We start from the raw sequence: 24,547 nt of genomic DNA on the forward strand, positions 1-24,547 counted from the left end.
GGCGCGAAGTTCAAGGCAACCGACAAGGCTACCTTCAACCTTCAGCTCGCTTACGAAGATGCGAAGACATTCGCAGCTACTGCAAACGTAGCTTACGAACTGGTTCCAGGCTTCACCATTACTCCTGAAGTTTCCTACACCAAGTGGGACGACAAGTTCTCTGACCTCAAGGGTCAGGACGCTTGGCAGGGTATGGTTCGCTTCCAGCGTTCGTTCTAATCCTTACGGATTGGTTACAGGAAACCCGGCAGCATCAGCTGCCGGGTTTTTTGTTGTTTGCAATTCCTAAATGCGGCATAGCGCTTGCATTTTGAGGTGTGACGGTTTCTCTGGTGGCGTCGATAAAGACGGGTACTGGTAGTTGGAGAAGCAGATTTATGTTGAAGTGGTTCTGGCCAGGCGTGACATGGACTGCGGCCCTGACATCATTAGCGCTATGGTTTGGTGCTGATCGGGTTGAAGCCGACATAGCTGAACGAACGGGGCAGGCACTTGCGCCTTATACCTGGGCCGGCTTTGATGTCGATGGTCGCTACGTGATCCTGAAAGGTATGGCTCCAGACCCTTCTTCTCAGGAGGCTGCGGTTAAATCCTTGCAGCAGGTCTCTGGCGTTGGCGATCTTTCTGATCTGACGACGGTTCTTCAGGCTGCTAGCCCATACGTTTTCAAACTGACCAAAAGCGGAGAAGGCATCGTTCTTTCGGGCTTTATTCCCGATAATGCGATGCGTGATTCGATTATGAGTGCCGCTGAAGCAGCCGGACAAAGCGGACTCGCCGATGACGAGATGGCGCTTGCACGCGGTGCTCAACCGGAGTTTGAGGAGCGCGTACTTTTCGCTATTGATCTGGCAAAGAAGTTGTCTCAATCCGAAATCGAAATTTCGGAAGCGGCCTTATCTGTCAAAGGCACTGCGCTCAACGCCACTACTTATAATGAGTTGTCTGCTGTGCTTAACGCGCCGCTACCTCACGGGCTTCAGCTATCAGGCTCCGATATTACGCAGCCTTGATATCATCGGGTTTCGCGAGTGAAACCCGTAAAGTGTGAAACGGACTGCGGGCAGGATACCCACTTACAGCGCCGTATATGAACATCGCTCTGTTTTAATCAGATCGAAACGCGCTCTAAGCAGCATGATCCCCTGTTTCTTCTCTTTGGCCAATTGACACCGGGCCCTCCACTGCCTTTCCTGTATAAATCGATGGGTGCTTCGGTTTGAATCGCAGGCGGATTTCATATGCTTTATCTTGCGGAGATGTTTTGGCCGGTTCTTCTGCTTTCGGCGGTGATCGGTTTGGCAGTGGGTTGGCTGACTGCTGCAAAATGAACAGGTCTGGAGTATTTCCGGCAAAAGCGGGAGCCGCTCCAGATAGCTTTCTGGTGATCCTCGGGCAGGATTGCCAGTGTGTGCGGGGTTTTTGATTTGCTGTTGTGGCCATTGTGGCCGCACGCAAGTGCGTAGAGTATGAGGGAACCTACATGCCGATGTTGATCGTTCAACTGGCGATTCTTATTGCTGTTGCTTTTGTAATTGGCTGTGTTTTGGGACGCCTCATCAGAGGCAGAAGAATTGCGGACACTAACAAGGAAGACACGATCATCGCGGCTGCGCTCTCAAAGCCTGCTTTGGTCGAAAAGCCTGAGCCGGTTACGCCAGCCAAGGCGATCGTGGCAGAAGAACCCTTGAAAGATGAGGGCGAAGAGGCGGCGGAAAAGGCGGAAGAGCCTTTGCCACAAATCGAGACAAAAGAACCCGAAGCAGATCCAGAATCTGCAGAAGAGATTCTGGTCGATGAGCCCCTTGCGGAAGTTCAGGATCCTGGTCGTCCGGAGCTGCTTGATGCACCTCTGCGCGGAAAGCCAGACGATTTGACTGCGATCAGCGGTATTGGCAAGGCCGTTGAAGAGTTGTTGCAAAAGCTCGGTGTGTTTCACTATGCGCAAATTGCGCAATGGAACAGGGACGAAGCGGTCTGGATTGAACGCCACATTGGCTTTGCTGGACGCGTTACCCGCGAAAACTGGAGCGTTCAGGCGAGTAAACTTGCCGAAGCGGCACAGAGTTCGGTTGGTAGGAAGAATCCTAAACCCAAAAAGGTAGCACCAAAGTCGAAAACACCACCTCGCACCAGGAAAACGCAGGCTTAGATAAAAACAGCTGTTACTGATGTTGAACGTTTTTGAACACAATCCGGCCGTGTGAAACGAGGCTCGATAAGATTATGCTTTAAATTGAAGAGGTTAGGGCGCCGATTTGAATCTGTCAGATCGAAACGCGCTCTAACGGCGTCCGTAGATCAGGTCGGTGCGTATATCTGCAGTTCCGGTGAGCCGGGCTTTATAAACCTCGTAGTTTTCCATCACGCGCTGAACATAGTTCCGCGTTTCTGAAAAAGGAATGCGCTCAATCCAGTCGACAACCTCTTCGATAGGCTTGCCGCGTGGATCGCCATATTTTTCTATCCAGTCGGTTGCTCTGCGTGGTCCCGCATTATATCCGGCAAAAGTCAGCACATAAGAGCCGTTGAACCGGTCGAGCTGTTCGCCAAGAAAATGCGCGCCAAGCGTTGCGTTGTAGGCGGCATCAGTTGTGAGCTTCTGGGCTGAGTATGCCATTCCATTGCGCGTTGCCACGCTTTTAGCTGTCGCTGGCATTAATTGCAGAAGCCCGCGCGCACCAGCTTTGGATACTGCTCCGATGTTGAATTCGCTTTCCTGACGTGCAATCGCATAGGCAAGCGCTTTGCCGGAGCCGCTGATATTGGCATGTGCTGGTATGGCCCCGATGGGGTGTGAGAGCGCGCCGACATCCAATCCACGAAATGCGGCTGCCTTTCCAACGCGGAGCGCCAGATAATGATTCTCGTTCTTCTCCGCCATAACGGCCAGAAGAGCCAGTTCCCCGACGCTGTTTAGTTCCTGTGAAAGCTGCGTGTAGAGCGCGGTTGCACGGTTGCCATAGCTGATCTGTTCAAGTCGCTTGATGGCTTGCACCGCCGGACGACCCGAGAAACGTACGCGTTCCGCATCCGATGGCCTTGGATAAGCAAGTTCGGGTGCCTTTTCACTGAGCTTGGCTGCCGACAACTGCCCATAAAAGGTCGTCCCGAAATGGGCTGAACGGCGATAATAGCCATCCGCATCGCCGCCAGCACCAGCTTCTGCTGCACGACCAAGCCAATAGTAAGCACGCGAAGCGGAAATCGGACGCGAAGAAATCTCGGCGATTTTAGCAAAATGCGGGGCTGCAAGCTTTGGCTGCTTCAGAGCGCGCAAGGCATACCAACCGGCATGGAATTCCGCTTCTGCGGCCATGGTGGGGGATTCTGCGGCATGTGCAGCTGCAAGCCTATAAGCGAGCTGAGGTTTATCGATATCGAGAAGCTCGCGCGAAAGGATGCGGCGTTCCACCCACCATGCGTCTGGATCAACCAGTGATGCGGCGTTTTTAGGAGCTTTCAACATCAGGTCTGTTGCTTCGCTAAAGCGGTCTGAACGGCGCAAATAGCGAATCTGCAAGAACATGTAAGCCGGGTTCGACTGCCAGGAGCGGTCTACGTCTGCGATGGCCTTTGCCGTGTTTGGCGACTTCTGCGCCAATGCTGCGTAGGCGTTATAAAGTGACTGCGCCTGCGCTGGGCCTGCCAGAAGTTTGGCCGACGGCATGCGGTCGTTGTAAAGCGAGCGTAGAAGGCGACGTTGATGGTCTTCGCGTGTGAGAACACTTGCAAATTCTTTGAGAACTCGCGTTTCATCATCTGCAGAAAGACGCTCGGTCGCCCACCATGGCGCGAGAAGCTGATGCGCTTTTGTATTGCTGCCGGTGGCTACATATGCACGGGCGAGGGCGATCATGCCCTCCGTTGTTTGCGGACGCGTGGTGCCGAATGTGGCGATGACAGTCTCTGCCGGTGCATTTTCCTTGTACAATGCACGTTCCGTATTGCGACGCAGCGCAGCCATACCGGGCCAGCCCGACAGCTCGGAAGCAGCCATTGCAATTTCAGCACTCGGCACGCCATCCATTCCGGATGTCGCTATTGACCAGGTCAATATCTGACGGTCAAGCGAGCCTTTTGTCATTCCATTGCGATAGGCAATAGCGCCAACAATATCGCGGGAATAGAGCGCATCAAGGCCGCTCTTCAATGTCCCGGTGATTGCGGCAGGGTTCTCAACGCGACTGAACGAAGAAGTGATAACTGGGTCTGGGGCGGCTGGACGGGCTTTTGGTGTGACCAGGTTGATCGGCGATTCATGTGTAGCAGTGGGCGCGAACGGGCGCACCAGCGGCGTAGGTACGTCGGTTGGCAAAGATGACTGGGCATAGGCAGCACCTATCTGCCCCGCAAGAAGCGAAGCAGCAATAATCAATCCACTCGAAAAGAGCGCTCTTTGCTTTAATGGCATATCTATATTTTTCTTACACATGATCTAACGAGAATAGAGTGCCTGATTGCGGGTAAAATATTGTTCAAATCTGGCTTTTCTAAGCCTGATCGATAGGGCGATTGTTCTGTATAAGACTATGATGCTGATGCATGAAGCATTGGTTAATAAATGGTTATGTTTTTCTTTTCGATCATTTGTCTAAAAGCTCCGCGCTCTTTGAGCAACTGCTGTGCAATCAGGTTGAGCGTATTGGATCATAATCTGATCGGAGTGAAACGAGGATCGATAAGATTATGCTTCAACTGAAAGGGTTTAGAGTGCCGATCTGTTTCACTCAGATCGAAATGCACTCTAAAGAAAAAAGCGAAGGAATTTTTCGCAAAACTGTCATTTGGAGGCTGATTTGGGGTTGCCCCCCGCTTGCCGGATTTGCACTGCGAGACTATGGTGCATCGCCTTGCAGCTATTCCGACGCATTCAAAAGTCAGGATGGTATTGTCAGGTTCCGTCTATATTTCTCAGGAGTTCACTGATGCTGAAAGGCTCGATTACTGCACTTGTCACGCCATTCGATAGTGAAGGAGCGTTCGACGAGAAAGCCTTTCGTGCTTTTGTGAACTGGCAGATCGAAGAGGGAACCAAAGGACTCGTGCCTGTTGGAACGACAGGCGAAACGCCGACCTTGTCCCATGATGAGCATAAGCGCGTCATTGAGGTTTGCATCGAAGTGGCAGCAGGCCGGGTACCGGTGATCGCGGGTGCCGGTTCCAATAATACGGTTGAAGCAATCGAACTTGCGCAGCATGCCGAAAAGGCAGGTGCCGATGCGGTTCTGGTTGTCACGCCTTATTATAACAAGCCGAGCCAGCGCGGTCTTTACGAGCATTTCTCGCGTGTAGCGCGCTCAATCTCGATCCCACTCATCATTTACAACATTCCGGGCCGCTCGGTTATCGATATGACTCCCGAAACTATGGGTACGCTTGTGCGTGATCACAAGAATATCGTTGGTGTGAAGGATGCTACCGGCAAGATCGAGCGTGTTTCCGAACAACGCGCCACATGCGGCAAGGATTTCATCCAGCTTTCCGGCGAGGACGCGACCGCTCTCGGCTTCAATGCTCACGGCGGCGTCGGCTGTATTTCGGTGACGTCCAATATTGCGCCGCGTCTTTGTGCAGAATTCCAGGATGCCTGTCAGGCCGGCGACTATGCCAAAGCATTGGAATTACAGGATCGTTTAATGCCACTGCATAAGGCGCTCTTCATCGAGCCAAATCCTTCCGGTCCAAAATATGCTCTGTCGTGCCTTGGCCGGGTAGAAAATGTTCTGCGTTCGCCAATGGTTACGATTGAAGCTGCGACTGCTGAGAAGATCGATCAGGCTATGAAACACGCTGGTCTCACTAACTAGAGCATCTCCAGCAAAAGTGCGAAGCGGTTTTGCTTCGGATAATGTGTTTAAACAAACTTATAGAGCGTGTTTCGATCTGATCTTTCAGAGAAAAATGCGCTCTGAGGCTGGAAATTTTGTCCGGTTGAGTGATTTTTACGCTCTCGCTCATGCGAGAGCGTTTTCATTTCCGGCAATGAGCATTATATGGTGCCATTATGAATAAGCCGAAAAACTCTCCCGCCCGCAAAATGGTCGCAGAAAACCGTAAAGCGCGCTACAATTTTGAGATTTCCGATACGCTCGAAGCTGGTCTGGTTCTGACCGGCACCGAGGTTAAGTCCTTGCGCGCCAATCAGGCCAATATTGCCGAAAGCTATGCGAGCTTTGAGAACGGTGAGTTCTGGCTGATTAATTCTTATATTCCAGAATACACGCAGGGCAATCGCTTTAATCATGAGCCGCGCCGTCTGCGTAAACTGTTGATTAGCCGTCGTGAAATGGCGCGGATTTTCAACTCGGTTTCACGCGAAGGCATGACCGTTGTTCCGCTGAAACTATACTTCAACGATCGTGGTCGGGCGAAGCTGGAAATCGGCGTGGCGCGTGGTAAGAAGAATCACGACAAACGTGAGACTGAGAAGCAGCGCGACTGGAATCGCGAGAAGTCCCGCCTGCTGCGCGATCGCGGCTGAGGTTGACGTATTGCTACAACAAAAAAGAGCGCCGAAAGGCGCTCTTTTTATAGTTTATGCGAGCTGATTCATGAAGTTCGAAATTATGAAGCTGCACGAACCGGACGATTGCCAATATCAATAGTCTTCGTCGAGATCTTCGTCCTGACGGCGCTGCTGTTGCTGCGGACGTTCCGAAGGATCGCGTCCAATTTCTGCCTTCAGCGAAACGAGATCGATGAAATGATCGGCCTGACGGCGCAGTTCATCGGAAATCATCGCAGGCTGTGTCGTCAGAGTGGAGACGACAGAAACCTTGCGGCCTTTGCGCTGCAATGCTTCAGCAAGCGAACGGAAATCGCCATCGCCCGAGAAAATCACGAAATGGTCGACGGTGTCGGTCAGTTGCATGGCATCGACGGTAAGTTCGATATCCATGTTGCCCTTCACCTTGCGACGACCTGTCGAGTCGGTGAATTCTTTGGCTGCCTTGGTGACAACCTTATAGCCGTTATAATCAAGCCAGTCGATGAGTGGACGGATCGACGAATATTCCTGATCTTCAACCAGAGCCGTATAATAATAGGCGCGCAGCAAGTAACCGCGCTTCTGGAAGGCCTTCAACAGTTTACGGTAATCAATATCGAAACCGAGTGTCTTTGAGGCTGCATATAAATTCGCGCCGTCAATAAATAGCGCAATTTTTTCACGAGAATCGAACATCGTGCAATATATCCACTCTGCGGCCGGTAGGGAGTGGGCCTGCGACCGCGTATTCAGATTTGTTTCTTAAACGGCGGGGGTATTTATTTTTTACCAATGACGTTTATTGCGTTCTACGGAGATATTATAGAAAAACAAGCAACCCATGGTTGTTATTTGATCAATCTTAATTACCTTTGCGCGATATTTCTATAAAGCAAACGATAATCACTCGAATTCTATTGTTCCAATTTGATCCAGATCGTGTATTTGTCAGACAGATTAATGAACAGTGATATCCTAGCCTAAATATCTAAGCCTTGTCGTTACTGTTTTGCGCTTTTGCTTGTAATTTTGGCGCATAAGCGTTATGTGCAAGACAAATTCCGTTAAAGTTTAAGAAATGAAAGGGACCGCCTATGGCCCGCGTCACCGTTGAGGACTGCGTAGATAAGGTCGAGAACCGTTTTGAACTGGTTCTGCTGGCCGGTCACCGTGCCCGCCAGATTTCTCAGGGCGCCCAGATCACGATCGACCGCGACAACGACAAGAACCCTGTTGTTGCTCTGCGTGAAATCGCTGACGAAACGCTTTCGCCGGACGATCTGAAGGAAGACCTGATCCATTCGCTGCAGAAGCATGTGGAAGTTGACGAGCCAGAAGCTGCTGCTCCGGCCCAGATCACTGATGCTTCCGATGCATTGGCTGAAGGCATTATGGATGCAGGCGAAGAGGACGTGGTTTCCTTCGACCGCATGTCGGAAGAAGAACTGCTTGCTGGTATTGAAGGCCTCGTGGCTCCAGAAAAGAACGACGACTTCTAATTGTTGTTCGACTGTTGAAGTCTTGAAAGCAAAAGTCGGAACGAGTTTTGCCCTGATAGGTACTTCAAGATAAACAGGCTTTGTTTTTTGCGTGCGCTTCGGCTTTTCCAGCTGTGGCGCACGTTTTTATGTGCGCGATGGTGTGGGAAACGGCGGTCGGCTGTCGGAGTTTTGACTTGCCGCTGAGCTGTTTGTGACTGAAATTAAGCCTGTTGGCAGAAAACAGGTTTGGAAACTCGCAAATTATTGTATTTTTTAGCGATTTCCGGTCAAAATGGCCGCTGCATATGTGACTGGTAGGGAGTTTCTGTAGATGATGCGCCAATATGAGCTTGTAGAGCGTGTTCAGCGATACAAGCCTGACGTCAATGAGGCGCTTCTCAACAAGGCGTATGTTTATGCCATGCAGAAACACGGCAGCCAGAAGCGCGCGTCCGGCGATCCCTATTTTTCCCACCCGCTCGAAGTCGCAGCAATTCTCACTGACATGCATCTGGATGAGGCGACCATTGCGATCGCTCTCCTGCATGACACGATCGAAGATACCACCGCTACGCGTCAGGAAATTGATCAGCTGTTCGGCCCGGAAATTGGCAAACTCGTTGAAGGTCTGACCAAGCTCAAGAAGCTCGATCTGGTTTCCAAAAAGGCAGTGCAGGCGGAAAATTTGCGCAAGCTGTTGCTTGCCATTTCCGAAGACGTGCGTGTTCTTCTGGTGAAGCTTGCAGATCGTTTGCACAATATGCGAACGCTGGGTGTAATGCGCGAAGACAAGCGCCTGCGCATCGCTGAAGAAACCATGGATATTTATGCGCCGCTTGCTGGCCGCATGGGTATGCAGGACACGCGTGAAGAACTCGAAGAGCTTGCCTTCCGCTATATCAACCCGGATGCCTGGCGTGCGGTAACGGATCGGCTTGCAGAGCTTCTTGAAAAGAACCGGGGTCTTCTTCAGAAGATTGAAGAAGATTTGTCGGAAATTTTCCAGAAGAATGGCATCAAGGCCAGCGTCAAAAGCCGTCAGAAAAAGCCCTGGTCGGTTTTCCGCAAGATGGAAACCAAAGGCCTGTCGTTTGAACAGCTTTCCGACATTTTCGGCTTCCGCGTCATGGTTGAATCCACTCAGGACTGCTATCGCGCGCTTGGCTTGATTCACACCACTTGGTCGATGGTTCCCGGTCGCTTTAAAGACTATATTTCGACACCAAAGCAGAACGACTATCGTTCGATTCATACGACAATTATCGGTCCGTCGCGCCAGCGTATCGAATTGCAGATCCGCACGCGTGTTATGGATGAAATCGCGGAATTCGGTGTTGCCGCCCATTCGATCTACAAAGATCGTGGCAGTGCCAGCAACCCGCATCAGATATCGACCGAAACCAATGCCTATGCATGGCTGCGCCAGACCATCGAGCAGCTTTCCGAAGGCGACAATCCTGAAGAGTTTCTGGAACATACCAAGCTGGAACTGTTTCAGGATCAGGTGTTTTGCTTCACCCCCAAGGGTCGCCTCATCGCGCTGCCACGTGGTGCAACGCCCATTGATTTTGCTTATGCGGTGCACACCGATATTGGCGACAGCTGCGTGGGTGCCAAGGTCAATGGTCGCATTATGCCGCTGATGACTGAGCTTAAAAACGGCGATGAAGTCGACATCATCCGTTCTAAAGCGCAGGTTCCGCCGGCCGCATGGGAGTCGCTCGTTGCTACTGGAAAGGCGCGCGCAGCAATCCGCCGTGCAACACGTTCGGCTGTTCGCAAGCAGTATTCAGGCCTCGGTATGCGTATTCTTGAGCGCGCTTTCGAGCGCGCCGGAAAGGCGTTCAGCAAGGATATTCTCAAGCCCGGCCTGCCACGTCTGGCGCGCAAGGAAGTTGAGGATGTTCTCGCCGCAGTGGGTCGCGGTGAACTGCCATCTACCGATGTCGTGAAAGCGGTTTACCCCGACTATCAGGATACGCGCGTTACATCGCAGAACAACCCGGCCAAGACAGGCGAAAAGGGCTGGTTCAATATTCAGAACGCGGCCGGAATGATCTTCAAAGTGCCGGAAGGCTCTGAAGGTGCCCAGGGACCGACGGACGACGGAGCGAAGCCAAAGCGCAAAGCTTTGCCGATCCGTGGTACCAATTCCGATTTGCCGGTGCGCTTCGCTCCGGAAGGCGCTGTTCCGGGCGACCGTATCGTCGGCATTATGCAGCCGGGTGCAGGTATCACAATCTATCCGATTCAGTCACCGGCACTGACGGCTTATGACGATCAGCCTGAGCGCTGGATCGACGTGCGCTGGGACATTGATGAGGGGATGCACGAACGCTTCCCGGCACGGATCAGTGTGTCTGCAATCAATTCACCGGGTTCTTTGGCAGAAATTGCGCAGATCGTTGCGTCGAATGATGCCAATATTCATAACCTCTCAATGGTGCGGACCGCACCCGATTTTACTGAAATGATTATTGACGTTGAAGTGTGGGACCTTAAACACCTCAATCGCATCATTTCTCAATTGAAAGAAAGCGCGAGCGTCAGTGGCGCACAGCGCGTGAACGGATAAGGCACAATGAGAACCGAAGACGTCCTTGCTGTCTTCCGCGAAGCGGGAGCAATCCTTGAAGGCCATTTTATTCTGACCTCTGGCCTGCGTAGCCCGATCTTTCTGCAGAAAGCGCGCGTCTTTATGCATGCCGATAAGACGGAAAAGCTTTGCAAGGCATTGGCCGAAAAAATCAAGGCAGCTGATTTAGGTAAGATCGACTACGTTGTCGGGCCTGCAATCGGTGGACTTATTCCGTCCTACGAAACTTCGCGTCATCTTGGCGTGCCATCAGTCTGGGTCGAGCGTGAAAACGGTGTATTCCGTTTACGTCGTTTCGATGTGCCGAAAGGGTCGCGTGTTGTGATCGTGGAAGACATCGTGACTACAGGTCTTTCGATTCGCGAAACCATTGATTGCATGAAGGATATCGGCATCGAAGTTGTTGCTGCCGCTTGTATCGTGGATCGTTCAGCGGGCAAGGCAGATGTGGGCACAAAGCTCATCGCTCTTGCCGAATATGAAGTGCCAGCCTATTCGCCGGACCAATTGCCGCCCGAATTGGCTGCAATTCCTGCGATTAAGCCGGGTAGCCGTAATATTTAAGCTGTCGCTACTATAGCATTGATTTTGCTGGACGTGATTTCGACCCTGCGTCGAAATTGCGCTTTGCGGTATTTGTTCAGCACCCTTAATTTAGGGGGAAGGGCAAGCCCATGCCCGTCCCCCTGTTTAGGAATATGTCGTGGCTGTTGCGCCTCTAATGTTTGATCCCAAGTCGCCGTATCGGGCTCCGTGCGGTGTGTGTGTCGATTGTGATGTGCGTCACATGGCGGTTTGCGCTGCTCTCGATGATGGTGATCTTGGTGCGCTTGAAGCCATCATGACCTCCAAGAAGCTCGATGCAAACGAAATGCTTGTGGAAGAGGGCGATCCAAAGCGCCGGGTTTTCAGTCTGACTTCGGGCATGTTGCGCATCTATACGTCTTTGCCTGATGGGCGCCGCCAGATCGCGGGTTTTCTGGTTCCCGGCGACTATCTGGGACTTGCCGATGACGATGTTTATTCGCAGTCGGCTGAGGCTGTTGTTCCTTCTGTCCTTTGCGCTTTTTCTTCCAAGGAAATGGAAGCGTTGATGAACAGCTTTCCGAAGCTCAAGGAGCGTCTTCACCAGATGACGCGTGAAGCGCTGCGCACTGCGCGTGACAATCAGCTTGTGCTGGGGCGTCTTGCGCCAGTGGAAAAGCTTGCAAGTTTCCTTCTGGTTCTTGCCGCACGTGCTGAGAAGCGAGGCGGCAAAGCCAATCTCGTTCATTTGTCGATGAACCGTACAGATATTGCCGATTATCTGGGTCTTACGATTGAAACAGTCAGCCGCAGTTTCACCAAGCTGAAGACACAGGGTCTTATCCAGTTGCTTGACGCAAACTCTGTCGAGATACTTTCACGTCGATCCCTTGCCGCGGTCGCGGGAATGGATATGGAGGCTATTTAATCGTTTCCAACGAACGCACGAAGTCTCTGCATGGGCAATCAGTTTACAGGACTGATTGCCGAGCTCCGCACGATGCGTTGGACAATACTTCAAAAGAATAGACAGAGCGTTTTCAACGATTAAGTCTCAACCGAAACCGCTCCTATCCCTATTTAATTGTTTTCATTGCGTTGATTCAAATCAATGAAGATTTCCCGAGCGACCTTTACACCTGATCATGGAAATTGACGCAGCACAGTCAGATGCTGCTCGATCTTAACGAGGTGAACAGGTGTCATTGTGGCTGGCAATTATAATATCGGCTGTCATGCATGCGGGCTTCCTTGCCGCATCATGCCGACTTGCCCCGCAGAATGTCCATCATCGCCCGGTGCGCGCAGTAGCGACAGGCTATCGCCAGAACGCAAAACGCGCGGGGTGGAATCATCATGCATGAAGCCACGATAAGACGTTATGCGGCACTTGCCGTTCCACGCTATACATCCTTCCCGACTGCTGCGGATTTCGCGCCAGTTACGCCTGACAATACACGCCGCTGGTTGCGCCAGATCGGCCCGGAAGAAAGCGTCTCACTTTATATTCACGTGCCGTACTGCAAGGAGATTTGTCATTATTGCGGCTGCCACTCCAAGATGGCTATTCGCGATGATGTTATCGAAAATTTCGTGACGGCGCTTTTAAGTGAAATTGAAACAGTCAGCGCAAGCCTGACAGCGCGTCCACAAGTTGTTCATCTGCATTGGGGTGGGGGCACGCCTTCGATTTTGCAGGAAGCACAGTTCAAACGCATTATGGCGGCTCTCGGACTGGCTTTCGATTTCAGTCCTCTTCTGGAACACGCGATTGAGCTTGATCCGCGCACGGTCAATTCCGATCTTGTGAAGACCTTGGCGCTGATAGGTGTAAATCGTGCCAGCCTTGGTGTGCAGGATGTCAATGCCGATGTGCAAAAGGCCATTGGCCGCATTCAGCCCATTGAAGCCGTCATTAGTGCTGCAAAACTTTTGCGCGATGCGGGTATCGTTCGGCTGAACTTCGATCTGATTTACGGCCTGCCGCTCCAGACTGTGCAGAGCCTTCACGAAACCTGCGAGCGCGTTGCTGCGATGAAGCCGGATCGTATTGCCTGTTTTGGTTATGCGCATCTGCCGCAGCGCCGCGCCAATCAGCGGCTGATTGACGAGAGTATGCTGCCAGACGCCGATGAACGTTTCGCACAGGCAAGTGCTGTTGCTGAAAGTTTTCTTCGCTTCGGCTATCAGGCGGTCGGCATAGACCACTTCGCGTTGCCGGATGATGCGCTGGCAATTGCTGCAGAAAGCGGCACATTGCATCGCAATTTTCAGGGTTACACCACGGATCGTTGTCATACTTTGATTGGCTTCGGGCCATCGTCAATTTCGCAATATCCAGCGGGTTACACGCAGAATATTTCTGATGTCGGACAGTACAGCAAACGTGTTGTGACAGGGGATCTCGCGACTGTGCGTGGCTATGCGATGCGCGACAGTGACAGGCTCCGCGCAGGCATTATCACAGCGCTTATGTGCAATTTCCGTGTTGATTTGAACACAGCCGCCCCCGGTGTGGAGTTCTCTGATGAATTGGCCCTGTTGCGTCCGCTCGTGGCTGACGGTTTGGTTGAGGTACGCAACGGTGTCATCAGCGCGACAGAAGACGGCAAACCATTGATCCGTCTGGTTGCAGCGACATTCGACGAGTTTCGCAAGGAGAGTATGCACGGCTTCAGCTTTGCCGTGTGAGAGAGTTCAGGCATGTTGCGGCAAAATCATCGCAATGTGTGCCAAAGCAAATAAATAGGGTGCATTTCACTCTATTTAGAGCTGCCGCTGCACCGGGCCGTCAAAAGGTCAGTGGCATCAGGAGCACCGTTCGTTGGGGGATGAACGGTGCTCCACTTTTTTAAACTACGGATAAGTTCTTATCGGGCTTTTTCCATCTTTGGCAGGAAGATGGTCAGCAATCCGAGAAGCGGAAGATAAGAGCAAATCTGGTAGACAAACTCGATGCTCGTCCTGTCTGCAACCACGCCCAGTGCCGCAGCTGCAATACCGGCGATACCGAATGCAAGGCCGAAGAAAAGCCCTGACACCATACCCACACGTCCCGGCAGCAATTCCTGTGCGAAAACAATGATTGCTGGGAAAGCTGAAGCCAGAACGAAACCGATGATGACGGTGAGAACGGCTGTCACTTCGAGATTGGCGTAAGGCAACGCCAGTGTGAATGGAACGATACCGAGGATCGAAACCCAGATCACTGTGCGCGTGCCAATCTTGTCGCCGATTGGGCCGCCGACAATTGTTCCCGCTGCAACCGCACCGAGGAACAGGAACAGCAGCAACTGCGATGCCTGCACGGTCACGCCAAAATGGCTGATCGTATAGAACGTGTAGTAGCTCGTGAGGCTGGCCATGTAGACATATTTGGTGAAGATCAGCATGGCGAGCACTGAGATCGAGGCAATGACCTTTTTGCGCGGCAGCGGCAGCGTTTTGTCAGGCTTTGGCTTGCTCTTATTGGCGAGATTGTGCTGGTTGTACCAGTTCCCAACATACCAGAGCAGGGCCATGCCGATCAGTGCTGCGATCGAGAACCACGATACGCTGGCCTGTCCGAACGGCAGCACGATGAACGCCGCAAGCAGCGGTCCGATGGACGAACCGAAATTACCTCCGACCTGGAACATCGATTGTGCGAACCCGTGACGACCGCCAGATGCGAGACGTGCAACGCGGGCAGCTTCCGGATGGAATACCGAAGAACCGAAGCCGATGAAAGCTGCGCCAAGGAGCAGAACCGAATAGTGATGTGCGCTTGCCAGCAGGATCAGACCGATCAGTGTGCACCCCATACCAAATGGCAGAGAGTAGGGCATTGGACGGCGGTCGGTGTAGATGCCGACGATTGGCTGCAGGATCGAAGCCGTTACCTGAAACGTGAAAGTTAGCAAGCCGATCTGCCAGAAAGACAGGCTGTAATTGTCCTTGAGCATCGGATAGATGGCCGGAAGGAGCGACTGCATCATGTCGTTCAGGAAGTGGCCCATACTCGTGGCCAGAATAATGGCGAGAACCGTATTGTTCGCGCCGCTGTTTGAAGGCTGCTCGGCAGCACTCATGCTCATAATCCTACTCCGAAGATAATCTGTGGCGGAAATTTCCCGATAATGCTTTGGCCGGGTCGGGAAACCCATTCAATATTTCTGACCTGCAACTTTCATAATTGGATTGTTTCGCGCCTGCTTTCGTGATTTGGTCCAATACCTTCGAGAGTGGGCCAAAGCGCATGAAACCAAAATCGCCACTGGGGCTTTTATTGCCGGGCAGTGAAGACCTTCAGAAGTTCCACGAGCATCGCATTGCCATGCTGGAGAACCTTCCCGGACCTATGGTCGCCTTGCCGACGAAATATCCCGATGGGTATTTCGTGCCACCCCACAGTCACGGCCGTGCGCAGCTTCTGTGTGCTGCGAAAGGTGTCGTTCTGGTAACCACCGATGCAGGTCGCTGGATGATCCCCAGCGATCATGCAATGTGGATACCGGCAGGTATTAAACACTCCGTAGAAATCCTTGGCGATGTTCTCATGCGCTCGATTTATATCGCAGTCGATGCCGTTTCCGGCGTACCGGACTATCTGCATGTCGTGGGCCTGACAGATTTAATGCGCTGCCTTATCATTGATGCGACCTCGGTCGACAGTATTCCGCAGCCGGGCAGCCGTGATGCTCTCGTGGTCGACTTGATTCTGCGTGATCTGCATACTTTGCCACAAAGGCCACTTGGCCTGCCTGTTCCAGAAGATGCCCGACTGCAAAAGCTATGTCGCGAGTTTGTAAAGAAGCCTTCGGCGCGTGCTACAATTGATGATTGGGCAGACCGCATGGCGATGAGCAGGCGCTCATTCACACGCCATTTTCAGCGTGAGACAGGTGTGAGCCTGTCTGTCTGGCGGCAGCAGGCTTGTCTCTTCGCAGCCGTTCCGCGGCTGGCAGAAGGCGAACCGGTAACAAGTGTTGCGATTGATCTGGGCTACGACAGCGTTTCAGCCTTTACGACAATGTTTCGCCGTATGCTTGGTGTATCACCGAAATACTATCTGCCGCGTCTCGACGGAGCACCTTTCGAGCGAAGCGATAGGATCTCTGCGGCATCGCTTGAACAATAATAACAATTGTCTCGGTGCGTAGAGAACAGTATGAGAAGTTTATGTTATTCCAACGTCGAAATCCGCCCACCCGAAAAGAGCGCTTAAGGCTGCTCGTCTGGCCGCGTCGTTCCTTCGCTCGCTCATTTAAATATGGCGGCAAGCGTGTGCTGCGCATCACTGCATCTCCACATGCTGTGGCTGCGGGATTGGCTGTTGGCGTCTTTTCGGCTTTCACACCTTTCTTTGGCTTTCACCTGATCATTGCAATCGTTCTGGCTTATTTTCTGGCTGGAAACATTGCTGCAGCGGCGCTGGGCACCACGCTTGCTAATCCGCTGACGCTCCCCTTCATCTGGGGTAGCACCTATGAGCTTGGCCGCTTTGTCATAAGCGGGGATATTGAAAGCGCACCGCCTCTGCATCTGGGACACGCGCTTCAAACGATGAAGTTCGGAGAAGTCTGGACACCTTTGCTGAAGCCGATGCTGTTCGGTTCGACCATTCTGGGTGCAGTTTTTGCGGTGATTGCCTATTTTGCGACGCGATTTGCAGTCGCCGCATTCCGCCGTCGCAGGCTTGAACGACTTGCCGAGAAACACAATGTGCGTTCCAGAGCACCACGCGTCCATTCGGACGCACAAAGGACGCTCTGAACTGTTAAAAATACGCATCGCTCTTTCCAGAGATTGATTTCAATTTTTGGGCGATGCGGTGCCCGGGAGCCGCAAAAACTATGATCATCGGCATTGGCAGCGATCTGATCGATATACGCCGTATAGAAAAAACCCTCGAAAAACATGGTGATCGTTTCACCCAACGTGTTTTTACTGAGCTTGAGCAAGCCAAGTCAGATGGCCGCAAACAACGCGCTGCGTCTTACGCAAAGCGCTTTGCCGCAAAGGAAGCTTGCTCCAAGGCGCTTGGTACGGGTCTTTCGAATGGGGTTTTCTGGCGCGATATGGGGGTGGTGAATGCGCCTTCCGGCAAGCCGACCATGCAACTGACCGGAGGAGCGGCGAAGCAGTTGAAGCGCTTGCTGCCAGAAGGTAAACGCGCTGCCATACATCTGACAATTACCGATGATTTTCCTCTCGCGCAGGCTTTTGTCATTATCGAAGCGCTGCCAGAAACCGAGTAATGCATGTTACGGAAAGCGAATACCGTCTTTCCGATAGTGGCATGTGCCAAAACAATTGCGATTGTGGCAGGTAAACTCCTGCTCATAATCGTGCGAGGTGACGGTGACTGGATTGCTTCGGGCAATCATAGCCGTTATTAGATCGCACATCGGCAAGCGGAGATACAATGAGCGTGTCCAGCAAAAGTGAAACTAAAAAATCAGGCGGCCTTGGCGAAACCGTCAGCGTTATCGTGCAAGCTCTGCTGCTGGCATTGATTATTCGCAGCCTGCTTTTCCAACCTTTCAGCATTCCGTCAGGCTCAATGCGCCCAACGCTGCTGGAAGGCGACTATCTGTTCGTGTCGAAATATGCCTATGGCTATTCGCGTTATTCGCTGCCTTTCGGTCTGGACCTGTTCTCCGGTCGTATATGGGGAACGGAGCCCAAGCGTGGCGATGTCGTGGTCTTCAAGCTGCCAAGCGACACCAATATCGATTACATAAAGCGTGTGATCGGTCTTCCGGGTGATCGCGTTCAGATGCGCGGCGGCGTTCTCTACATCAATGATGTGGCTGTTAAGCGTGAGCGCGTTGGCACAATCGACAATCCTGATGTGACGGAAGTTAATCGTCCGGTTGAAGTCTATCGCGAAACGCTGCCCAACGGCGTGACTTACGATACGCTGGATCTGGCGCCAAATTCCATCGGCGACGATACACGCGTGTTTGAAGTGCCTGCCGGTCATTATTTTATGATGGGCGACAATCGCGACAATTCGCTCGATAGCCGCTTTGGTGTCGGTTATGTTCCTTTTGAAAATCTGGTCGGTCGTGCGAACATTATTTTCTTCTCGATCGCAGACAAGGCAAGCCCGCTCGAAATCTGGAAATGGCCGTCTGATGTTCGTTTCAGCCGCCTCATTTCCTGGGTGAGTGGTGAGCCGCACACTGCCGTAACCGGAAACTGAAATGGTCTCCGAGAATAAGACAGCAGCAATTCTGGAGGAGCGCACAGGACACCGTTTTCTTAATCTGAAACGGTTGGAACGTGCGCTCACCCATTCGAGCGTCCAGGCACCTTCACGTGCCAATTATGAGCGATTGGAATTTCTTGGTGACCGCGTGCTTGGTCTCGTGGTTGCCGAGATGCTTTTCGAAGCCTTTCCAGAAGCGCCCGAAGGGGAATTGTCAGTTCGCCTGAATGGGCTGGTAAACGCCGAAACCTGCGCCGCAATTGCCGATGAGATTGGTCTTGCTGATCTGATCCATACGGGTTCTGACATCAAGTCTCTGAATGATAAGCGTCTGCTCAACGTTCGTGCCGATGTGGTCGAAGCGTTGATTGCGACCATTTATATGGATAGCGGACTGGAAGCTGCTCGCGCTTTCATCAAACGCTACTGGCAAAAGCGGTCACTTGAGACCGGTGCTGCGCGGCGTGATGCAAAGACAGAGCTGCAGGAATGGGCGCATCAGCAGGGCAATGTGCACCCTGTCTACGCTATTGTGAGCCGCAGTGGTCCTGACCATGATCCGCTTTTTGTAGTTGAAGTGACTGTAAGAGGATTTGCCCCCGAAACGGGCGAGGGACGGTCCAAGCGTATTGCCGAGCAAAGTGCTGCTGAAGCCATGCTTTACAGGGAATCTGTCTGGAAACGAGACAGTTCCGTGTGACGTGTGAATCAGCATTCTTTTAAGTGAAATTCAGCTATAATCGGATCAACAGCGACAGTGGTGGGTTGTCGCATCGGCAGAGCGGTTTGGGCGAGGACCGTATTCTGCTGCCAATATTACATAGAGCAATTCCAGCGAAAGTGGGGACCGGTTTACGTCGGGAATTGCGCAAAACAAAAGATAGAGCGGCTCCTGTTTCTTCAGAAACAAGAACGCTCTCAAAAGGATAAGCAATGAATAATCCGACGACGCCGTCAGACGGCGAAATTGAAACCGGGCAGACCCGTTCTGGCTTTGTGGCGCTGATTGGCGCGCCGAATGCCGGAAAATCCACGCTGGTCAACCAGCTCGTGGGTACGAAGGTTTCCATCGTCACGCATAAGGTGCAGACGACGCGTGCGCTGGTACGCGGCATTTTCATCGAGAACAACGCACAGATCGTACTTGTTGATACGCCAGGAATTTTCCGGCCTAAGCGCCGGCTGGACCGCGCGATGGTCACGACGGCCTGGGGTGGTGCGAAAGACGCTGATATCATTCTCGTTATCTTAGACGCGCAGGGCAGTCTGAATGAGAATGCCGAAGCACTTCTGGAAAGCATGGCCAATGTTCGCCAGAAGAAGGTACTGGTTTTGAATAAGGTCGACCGCGTTGATCCGCCAAAGCTGCTGGAACTCGCGCAAAAGGCAAACGAAAAGGTCGCCTTTGATCGGACCTTCATGATCTCGGCACTCAATGGCTCCGGCTGCAAGGATCTTGCAAAATTTTTGGCAGAGACTGTTCCGAATGGTCCTTGGTATTATCCTGAAGACCAGATTTCGGATATGCCGATGCGCCAGCTGGCGGCAGAAATCACCCGCGAAAAACTTTACCTGCGTCTGCATGAAGAGCTGCCTTATTCCTCGACGGTAGAAACCGAAAGCTGGGAAGAACGCAAGGATGGCTCGGTGCGTATCGAGCAAGTCATCTATGTCGAGCGCGAAAGCCAGAAGAAGATCGTTCTTGGCCATAAAGGCGAAACGATCAAGGCAATCGGACAGTCAGCACGTAAAGAGATCAGCGAAATTCTGGAACAGAATGCACATCTCTTTCTGTTTGTGAAAGTCCGCGAAAACTGGGGCAATGATCCTGAACGCTATCGCGAAATGGGTCTCGATTTTCCGAAGTAATCTAAAGTCTGATTCTCACGGAATGGCGCGATAGCCGCGCATAATTTAGAAAGTCGTTCGACTTTCGTGTAGAATTATGCGCGAAAAGGAATCTGGTAACACAATCATTCATGGAATGGCGCGATGAAGGCATAGTGCTCGGCACACGACGACATGGCGAAACAAGCGCCATTGTTGAAGTGATGACGCGTGAGCATGGCCGTCATATGGGTATGGTGCGCGGCGGGCGATCCCGCCGCATGCAGCCGTTGCTCCAGCCGGGTAATCATGTCGATTTGGCGTGGTGGGCGCGGCTGGATGAGCATCTGGGCAGTTTCACCATTGAACCGCTTGGCTTTGCGGCGGCACGTCTTATCGAAACATCTGTCGCGCTTTATGGTATCCAGCTTGCGGCTGCGCATTTGCGACTGCTACCGGAGCGCGACCCGCAAGGTGCACTCTATGAAACGCTGCGTCTCATCATTGAGCATTTTGATGATCCGCTCGCCTCTGGTGAATTACTTCTGCGATTTGAAGTGATGATGCTTGAAGAACTGGGCTTTGGTCTTGATCTCAAGGAATGTGCCGCTACCGGCGTTCGCGATAATCTGATTTATGTGTCGCCGAAGTCTGGGCGTGCGGTTTGTGGCGATGCTGGCGCGCCTTGGGCTGACAAGATGTTGCCGTTGCCTGCTTTTGTTAACAGCACCGCGGTGCGTGCTTCCTGTTATGACGATCTCAACGATGCTTTTCGAATGACGGGTTTTTTCTTCCTCCGTCACGTGTGGGAACCTCGTGCGCAAACCCCGCCCGATGCACGTAGCGGGTTTTTAAACGCGATAGCCCGCACAATTGGAGCGCATCCCGAAAAGTGTGAAGCAGTCTTCGGAAAAGATGCGCTTGAAAAGAATAATTAGAGCGGCGCGCTAATTGGCAACAGGCAGGCTGAAGACGTCACCCTCGAATGCATCCTCACCGCGTCCGATGGCATTGATGGCATCGATCATGCGGCCGTTTCTTCCCAGAATATTATCTGCAAGTGCAATCAAACGGATGTTCGGTGTTGCTGACGGTGAAAGCTGTCTCAGCTTTTGGGCGAGGGCGGTTTCATCAAGTGTCGGATTAAGCGCGATTGCCACAATGTAAGCGCTCGCCGTCGAGCGTGAGACGCCCGCATAACAATGGATCAGCAACGGCCGCTTGCGATCCCACGCACGGACAAAAGCGAGCATCTGGCTGACGTGGGCTTGGTCTGGCATCACCAGCCCGTCACGTGGTTCCACAAGATCGTTAAAGATCAAACTGAGACGTTGTGCGGCGCAGGATAGGGTGGGCACCTCACCGCTGCTGAGCGTCATGATATGGCTCGGCTGATGCTGTTCGATTTGAGCTTCGAGCTTTGAGAGCGGACTGACCACGATACGGCTCATGGTCTATTTCTTCCGCGCCTGTTCCAGAGTGGAAAACCGGGTGAGGAAATCATTTTGCACGTTTTGTGTCGGGCGAGGTGTGATGTCGAGCCCCGCAGGATCAAATCCGCGCGGGCGGCCAAAATACTTGATGGCCTCGGCTTCCTTAAAGCCTGCCAGTCGGGTTGCCTCAAAATAGGCAGCCACCTGATCAGCCTGCTTGATTAGCTTCTTGAGCGGTGCTGATATGGCGGCGGGAAGTGAAAAACGCAGATGGATAGCACTTTCAAGCCGGTCTTCGATTAGCTTGTAGTTGCCGCCCATCACCGCCTTGAATGGCGAAATCATATCGCCAATCACATATTCCGGTGCATCGTGCAGAAGTGTGAGCATTTGCCATTCAATACTGGCATCGGGAATCATCCGGTTGAAAATCTGTTCAACCAGCAGCGAGTGCTGCGCTACCGAATAGGCATGTTCACCGACGGTCTGTCCGTTCCAACGGGCAACACGCGCAAGCCCATGCGCAATGTCTTCAATCTCGATATCAAGTGGTGACGGGTCCAGAAGATCAAGCCTGCGCCCGGACAGCATGCGCTGCCAGGCACGGTCTTTACCCGAGGTGCGGTCCGCAGCTGCCATTAAGTTTTATCCGCTTCAGCCGTTGGGAATGTGAAGGCTACATGCGGCGGCAACAGGAGGGTGATTTCGGTCTCACCAGCCAAAATGGCCGCGCCGGAATCGAGCGCATCTTTCACCCTGTCGATCCTTGCAAGGGCGAGACCGATCTTGCCGGAAGAACTGCCGAGCATTCCGATTTCACGTCCATTGACTGTAATCGATGTGCCCATTGCGGGGAGCGGTGCATCGGATTTTGCTACAAGTACGCGGCGGCGCGGTGTGCCGCGATGATGCATGCGCGAGACGACTTCCTGCCCAATGAAGCAACCCTTTGGGAACGTCACGCCGCCTGTCTGGTCGAAATTAATGTCATGTGGGAAGACGTCATTATAAGCAAAATCGGCTTCGCCTTCGGCAATGCCATATTCGGCCCGAAGCGCAATCCATGCGCTCTCATCACTGATATCCCCGGCTTTTCCATAAATGCGAAGCACATTCAGCTCTTGCGGAAAGCGGGTATCACGCTTGCCAGATTGTCTGATTGAATCATCTTCTGAAGAAGCGGAATCAGTCTGCCAGCAAACGCTGACAAGTGATTCTGCCGATTGAGTAATTTCTGCTTTCGCACGCAGACGATAGAGCGTCATCCGCTTGGCGAAATCGGCGGCAATGCCCGCTGGCATATCGAACAGCAGCCCGTTCTCGATACGCGACACAAGGAAGTCGAACATGATCTTGCCTTGCGGCGCGAGCAGTGCGCCCGGTTTCAGATCATCGGCACCGAGCTTGTCGAGATTGGTAGTAATCACGGCCTGCACGAATTTTTCCGCGTCTTCGCCTATGATATGAACCAGTGCTCTGTTGGAAAGATTGATCGTTTCCGCTACCGTCGCCATCGCTTCTTCCTTGCCTTTATAACCATCGTTACGTAAGCCGCATTGAAAAGGCTCGCAAGTCCCATTCAGCCAGCAGGAGACAACAATGGCCCAAACGTTTGATACGATCCTGAAAGGTGCAACCATCGTCAACCATGACGGCATAGGTCAGCGCGACATTGGTATTCGTAACGGACGCATTGAGGCGATCGGGTCGCTCTCCGCAAATTCCGCTGGCGAAGTGATTGATTGTACTGGTCTGCATATTCTGCCGGGCGTGGTCGATAGTCAGGTGCATTTCCGCGAACCGGGACTGGAACATAAGGAAGATCTGGAAACAGGATCGCTTGCAGCTGTTCTGGGTGGCGTGACGTCGGTATTTGAAATGCCGAACACCAAGCCGCTGACAACATCTGCCGAAACGCTGGAAGACAAGATTCGTCGCGGCCGGCATCGTATGCATTGCGACTTTGCCTTCTGGGTCGGTGGGACCCGTGAAAATGCAAATGATGTTGCAGAGCTTGAGCGCCTGCCGGGCGCTGCTGGCATCAAGGTTTTCATGGGCTCGTCGACTGGTAATCTGCTGGTCGAGGATGATGACGGTGTTCGCTCCATTCTCAAGAACACGCGCCGTCGCGCAGCGTTCCATTCGGAGGATGAGTTCCGACTGAAAGAACGCGAAGGTCTGCGGGTTGCTGGGGACCCATCAAGCCATCCTGTCTGGCGCGATGAAACCACCGCACTGCAATGCACTGAACGTCTGGTGCGCATTGCGCGCGAAACCGGTGCGCGCATTCACGTGCTGCATATTTCGACGGCGGAAGAAATTGATTTCCTGCAAGGCCATAAGGATGTAGCGACTTGTGAAGCGACACCGCATCATCTCACACTGTCGGCGGATGAATATGCGACACTCGGTAATCTCATTCAGATGAACCCGCCAGTGCGTGACAAGCGCCACCGTGAGGGTGTCTGGAAGGGTGTTGATCAGGGCATCATCGATGTTCTGGGTTCTGACCATGCGCCGCATACGCTGGAAGAAAAGCAGAAGCCATATCCAGCCTCACCGTCCGGCATGACCGGTGTGCAGACGCTGGTGCCGATTATGCTCGACCATGTAAATGCAGGCAGGCTTTCGCTGGAACGCTTTGTCGATCTTTCGAGCCACGGCCCGAACCGCATTTTCGGCATGGCGCGCAAGGGTCGCATTGCTGTGGGCTATGATGCCGACCTGACCATCGTCGACATGAAGCGTCGCGAAACCATCACCCATGAACAGGCAGGCTCGAAAGCTGGCTGGACCCCCTACGATGGCAAGGCTGTCACCGGCTGGCCTGTTGGCACTTTCGTGCGCGGCATCAAGGTCATGTGGGAAGCGGAAATCGTCAATCCGAACAAGGGCGAGCCGGTCGAGTTTCTGGAAGCTTTGCCGCGCCGCTGATAACTGATTGATTGGCATGAATTGTCCCATATTTGTCCGATGTCAATCTTTCGGGCAGGATTGTAG

The 24,547-nt window shown here is 52.7% G+C and carries 24 protein-coding genes; 18 read left to right on the forward strand and 6 right to left on the reverse strand.

Going from position 1 to position 24,547, the window contains the following annotated elements:
• The 3 genes from CEV32_RS09260 to CEV32_RS09270 all read left to right on the forward strand — a co-directional run.
• Positions 1-219, forward strand: a 219-nt coding sequence (locus tag CEV32_RS09260; RefSeq protein ID WP_208620833.1) for a porin, incomplete at its 5' end; no start/stop codon positions are given.
• A 158-nt stretch (positions 220-377) separates the two neighbouring features.
• Positions 378-1,013 (forward strand): BON domain-containing protein, encoded by a 636-nt coding sequence (locus CEV32_RS09265; protein WP_094576515.1) that lies wholly within the window; start codon positions 378-380, stop codon positions 1,011-1,013.
• 470 nt (positions 1,014-1,483) lie between these two features.
• A complete protein-coding gene (locus CEV32_RS09270; RefSeq protein ID WP_094576517.1) occupies positions 1,484-2,152 on the forward strand; it encodes a hypothetical protein in 669 nt (222 codons plus the stop codon).
• 132 nt (positions 2,153-2,284) lie between these two features.
• On the opposite strand, the gene CEV32_RS09275 is transcribed toward CEV32_RS09270, so the two are convergent.
• Positions 2,285-4,414 carry a lytic transglycosylase domain-containing protein gene (locus tag CEV32_RS09275; RefSeq protein ID WP_235818783.1) on the reverse strand — a complete coding sequence of 710 codons (2,130 nt, stop codon included), beginning with the start codon at positions 4,412-4,414 and terminating at the stop codon, positions 2,285-2,287.
• A 514-nt stretch (positions 4,415-4,928) separates the two neighbouring features.
• Between CEV32_RS09275 and dapA the strand changes: the two genes are divergently transcribed.
• A complete protein-coding gene (dapA, locus tag CEV32_RS09280) occupies positions 4,929-5,810 on the forward strand; it encodes a 4-hydroxy-tetrahydrodipicolinate synthase (protein ID WP_094576521.1) in 882 nt (293 codons plus the stop codon).
• Positions 5,811-6,007: 197 nt separating this feature from the next.
• Positions 6,008-6,484 (forward strand): SsrA-binding protein SmpB, encoded by a 477-nt coding sequence (gene smpB / locus CEV32_RS09285; RefSeq protein WP_094576523.1) that lies wholly within the window; start codon positions 6,008-6,010, stop codon positions 6,482-6,484.
• Between the two features lie 117 nt (positions 6,485-6,601).
• Here smpB and CEV32_RS09290 read toward each other — a convergent pair whose 3' ends face one another.
• Positions 6,602-7,186 (reverse strand): LabA-like NYN domain-containing protein, encoded by a 585-nt coding sequence (locus tag CEV32_RS09290; protein WP_094576525.1) that lies wholly within the window; start codon positions 7,184-7,186, stop codon positions 6,602-6,604.
• Between the two features lie 398 nt (positions 7,187-7,584).
• Between CEV32_RS09290 and rpoZ the strand changes: the two genes are divergently transcribed.
• From rpoZ to hemN, 5 genes are all read left to right on the forward strand, one after another.
• Positions 7,585-7,989, forward strand: coding sequence for a DNA-directed RNA polymerase subunit omega (gene rpoZ, locus CEV32_RS09295; protein WP_094576527.1), 405 nt, complete (start codon positions 7,585-7,587; stop codon positions 7,987-7,989).
• A gap of 313 nt (positions 7,990-8,302) precedes the next feature.
• Entirely contained in the window at positions 8,303-10,546 is a 2,244-nt protein-coding gene (locus CEV32_RS09300) for a RelA/SpoT family protein (RefSeq protein ID WP_094576530.1), read from the forward strand.
• A 6-nt stretch (positions 10,547-10,552) separates the two neighbouring features.
• A complete protein-coding gene (gene pyrE, locus CEV32_RS09305; RefSeq protein ID WP_094576532.1) occupies positions 10,553-11,131 on the forward strand; it encodes an orotate phosphoribosyltransferase in 579 nt (192 codons plus the stop codon).
• Between the two features lie 157 nt (positions 11,132-11,288).
• Entirely contained in the window at positions 11,289-12,020 is a 732-nt protein-coding gene (locus CEV32_RS09310) for a helix-turn-helix domain-containing protein (protein ID WP_094576533.1), read from the forward strand.
• A 428-nt stretch (positions 12,021-12,448) separates the two neighbouring features.
• On the forward strand, positions 12,449-13,783 hold the full coding sequence (hemN, locus tag CEV32_RS09315) for an oxygen-independent coproporphyrinogen III oxidase (protein WP_094576535.1): 1,335 nt from the start codon (positions 12,449-12,451) through the stop codon (positions 13,781-13,783).
• 179 nt (positions 13,784-13,962) lie between these two features.
• Here the strand turns inward: hemN and CEV32_RS09320 are convergent, their stop codons facing one another.
• Positions 13,963-15,168, reverse strand: a complete 1,206-nt coding sequence (locus tag CEV32_RS09320; protein ID WP_094576536.1) for an MFS transporter — start codon at positions 15,166-15,168, stop codon at positions 13,963-13,965.
• A 191-nt stretch (positions 15,169-15,359) separates the two neighbouring features.
• On the opposite strand from CEV32_RS09320, the gene CEV32_RS09325 reads away from it, so the two are divergent.
• The 7 genes from CEV32_RS09325 (at position 15,360) to recO (ending at position 21,052) form a co-directional block, all read left to right on the forward strand.
• Positions 15,360-16,211, forward strand: a complete 852-nt coding sequence (locus CEV32_RS09325) for an AraC family transcriptional regulator (RefSeq protein ID WP_208620847.1) — start codon at positions 15,360-15,362, stop codon at positions 16,209-16,211.
• A gap of 41 nt (positions 16,212-16,252) precedes the next feature.
• A complete protein-coding gene (bspA, locus tag CEV32_RS09330; protein WP_094576538.1) occupies positions 16,253-16,846 on the forward strand; it encodes a type IV secretion system effector BspA in 594 nt (197 codons plus the stop codon).
• 80 nt (positions 16,847-16,926) lie between these two features.
• Complete coding sequence (gene acpS / locus CEV32_RS09335; RefSeq protein WP_094576540.1) at positions 16,927-17,331, forward strand: holo-ACP synthase; 405 nt, start codon at positions 16,927-16,929, stop codon at positions 17,329-17,331.
• A gap of 167 nt (positions 17,332-17,498) precedes the next feature.
• Positions 17,499-18,281 carry a signal peptidase I gene (gene lepB / locus CEV32_RS09340; protein WP_094576542.1) on the forward strand — a complete coding sequence of 261 codons (783 nt, stop codon included), beginning with the start codon at positions 17,499-17,501 and terminating at the stop codon, positions 18,279-18,281.
• A gap of 1 nt (position 18,282) precedes the next feature.
• Positions 18,283-18,987 carry a ribonuclease III gene (rnc, locus tag CEV32_RS09345; RefSeq protein ID WP_094576544.1) on the forward strand — a complete coding sequence of 235 codons (705 nt, stop codon included), beginning with the start codon at positions 18,283-18,285 and terminating at the stop codon, positions 18,985-18,987.
• 233 nt (positions 18,988-19,220) lie between these two features.
• Complete coding sequence (gene era / locus CEV32_RS09350) at positions 19,221-20,156, forward strand: GTPase Era (RefSeq protein WP_094576546.1); 936 nt, start codon at positions 19,221-19,223, stop codon at positions 20,154-20,156.
• 110 nt (positions 20,157-20,266) lie between these two features.
• Complete coding sequence (gene recO, locus CEV32_RS09355) at positions 20,267-21,052, forward strand: DNA repair protein RecO (RefSeq protein ID WP_094576548.1); 786 nt, start codon at positions 20,267-20,269, stop codon at positions 21,050-21,052.
• Positions 21,053-21,061: 9 nt separating this feature from the next.
• Here the strand turns inward: recO and CEV32_RS09360 are convergent, their stop codons facing one another.
• Genes CEV32_RS09360 through ygfZ form a run of 3 tightly spaced genes read right to left on the reverse strand, consistent with a single transcriptional unit; the run spans position 21,062 to position 23,061 of the window.
• Positions 21,062-21,565, reverse strand: coding sequence for a tyrosine phosphatase family protein (locus CEV32_RS09360; protein WP_094576550.1), 504 nt, complete (start codon positions 21,563-21,565; stop codon positions 21,062-21,064).
• Positions 21,566-21,568: 3 nt separating this feature from the next.
• Positions 21,569-22,186, reverse strand: a complete 618-nt coding sequence (locus CEV32_RS09365) for a YfbR-like 5'-deoxynucleotidase (protein ID WP_094576552.1) — start codon at positions 22,184-22,186, stop codon at positions 21,569-21,571.
• Positions 22,186-23,061 carry a CAF17-like 4Fe-4S cluster assembly/insertion protein YgfZ gene (ygfZ, locus tag CEV32_RS09370; protein WP_094576554.1) on the reverse strand — a complete coding sequence of 292 codons (876 nt, stop codon included), beginning with the start codon at positions 23,059-23,061 and terminating at the stop codon, positions 22,186-22,188. The genes CEV32_RS09365 and ygfZ overlap by 1 nt, the downstream gene beginning before the upstream one ends.
• A gap of 85 nt (positions 23,062-23,146) precedes the next feature.
• Here ygfZ and CEV32_RS09375 point away from each other — a divergent pair, with 85 nt between their 5' ends.
• On the forward strand, positions 23,147-24,481 hold the full coding sequence (locus tag CEV32_RS09375) for a dihydroorotase (protein ID WP_094576556.1): 1,335 nt from the start codon (positions 23,147-23,149) through the stop codon (positions 24,479-24,481).
• The last annotated feature ends 66 nt before the right edge of the window (positions 24,482-24,547 follow it).

The organism is Brucella rhizosphaerae, assembly GCF_002252475.1.
In the GTDB taxonomy this organism is placed as follows: Bacteria; Pseudomonadota; Alphaproteobacteria; order Rhizobiales; family Rhizobiaceae; genus Brucella; species Brucella rhizosphaerae.

Excerpts from the sequence above, each read along its gene's own strand:
- CEV32_RS09365 (WP_094576552.1), bottom strand. The coding sequence starts at position 22,186 with ATGGCAGCTGCGGACCGCACCTCGGGTAAAGACCGTGCCTGGCAGCGC.
- smpB (WP_094576523.1), top strand. The coding sequence starts at position 6,008 with ATGAATAAGCCGAAAAACTCTCCCGCCCGCAAAATGGTCGCAGAAAAC.
- pyrE (WP_094576532.1), top strand. The coding sequence starts at position 10,553 with ATGAGAACCGAAGACGTCCTTGCTGTCTTCCGCGAAGCGGGAGCAATC.
- dapA (WP_094576521.1), top strand. The coding sequence starts at position 4,929 with ATGCTGAAAGGCTCGATTACTGCACTTGTCACGCCATTCGATAGTGAA.
- CEV32_RS09265 (WP_094576515.1), top strand. The coding sequence starts at position 378 with ATGTTGAAGTGGTTCTGGCCAGGCGTGACATGGACTGCGGCCCTGACA.
- CEV32_RS09300 (WP_094576530.1), top strand. The coding sequence starts at position 8,303 with ATGATGCGCCAATATGAGCTTGTAGAGCGTGTTCAGCGATACAAGCCT.
- recO (WP_094576548.1), top strand. The coding sequence starts at position 20,267 with ATGGAATGGCGCGATGAAGGCATAGTGCTCGGCACACGACGACATGGC.
- lepB (WP_094576542.1), top strand. The coding sequence starts at position 17,499 with ATGAGCGTGTCCAGCAAAAGTGAAACTAAAAAATCAGGCGGCCTTGGC.
- acpS (WP_094576540.1), top strand. The coding sequence starts at position 16,927 with ATGATCATCGGCATTGGCAGCGATCTGATCGATATACGCCGTATAGAA.
- rnc (WP_094576544.1), top strand. The coding sequence starts at position 18,283 with ATGGTCTCCGAGAATAAGACAGCAGCAATTCTGGAGGAGCGCACAGGA.
- CEV32_RS09310 (WP_094576533.1), top strand. The coding sequence starts at position 11,289 with ATGTTTGATCCCAAGTCGCCGTATCGGGCTCCGTGCGGTGTGTGTGTC.
- CEV32_RS09360 (WP_094576550.1), bottom strand. The coding sequence starts at position 21,565 with ATGAGCCGTATCGTGGTCAGTCCGCTCTCAAAGCTCGAAGCTCAAATC.
- hemN (WP_094576535.1), top strand. The coding sequence starts at position 12,449 with ATGCATGAAGCCACGATAAGACGTTATGCGGCACTTGCCGTTCCACGC.
- CEV32_RS09275 (WP_235818783.1), bottom strand. The coding sequence starts at position 4,414 with ATGCCATTAAAGCAAAGAGCGCTCTTTTCGAGTGGATTGATTATTGCT.
- bspA (WP_094576538.1), top strand. The coding sequence starts at position 16,253 with ATGTTATTCCAACGTCGAAATCCGCCCACCCGAAAAGAGCGCTTAAGG.
- CEV32_RS09375 (WP_094576556.1), top strand. The coding sequence starts at position 23,147 with ATGGCCCAAACGTTTGATACGATCCTGAAAGGTGCAACCATCGTCAAC.
- era (WP_094576546.1), top strand. The coding sequence starts at position 19,221 with ATGAATAATCCGACGACGCCGTCAGACGGCGAAATTGAAACCGGGCAG.
- CEV32_RS09290 (WP_094576525.1), bottom strand. The coding sequence starts at position 7,186 with ATGTTCGATTCTCGTGAAAAAATTGCGCTATTTATTGACGGCGCGAAT.
- CEV32_RS09270 (WP_094576517.1), top strand. The coding sequence starts at position 1,484 with ATGCCGATGTTGATCGTTCAACTGGCGATTCTTATTGCTGTTGCTTTT.
- rpoZ (WP_094576527.1), top strand. The coding sequence starts at position 7,585 with ATGGCCCGCGTCACCGTTGAGGACTGCGTAGATAAGGTCGAGAACCGT.
- CEV32_RS09320 (WP_094576536.1), bottom strand. The coding sequence starts at position 15,168 with ATGAGCATGAGTGCTGCCGAGCAGCCTTCAAACAGCGGCGCGAACAAT.
- ygfZ (WP_094576554.1), bottom strand. The coding sequence starts at position 23,061 with ATGGCGACGGTAGCGGAAACGATCAATCTTTCCAACAGAGCACTGGTT.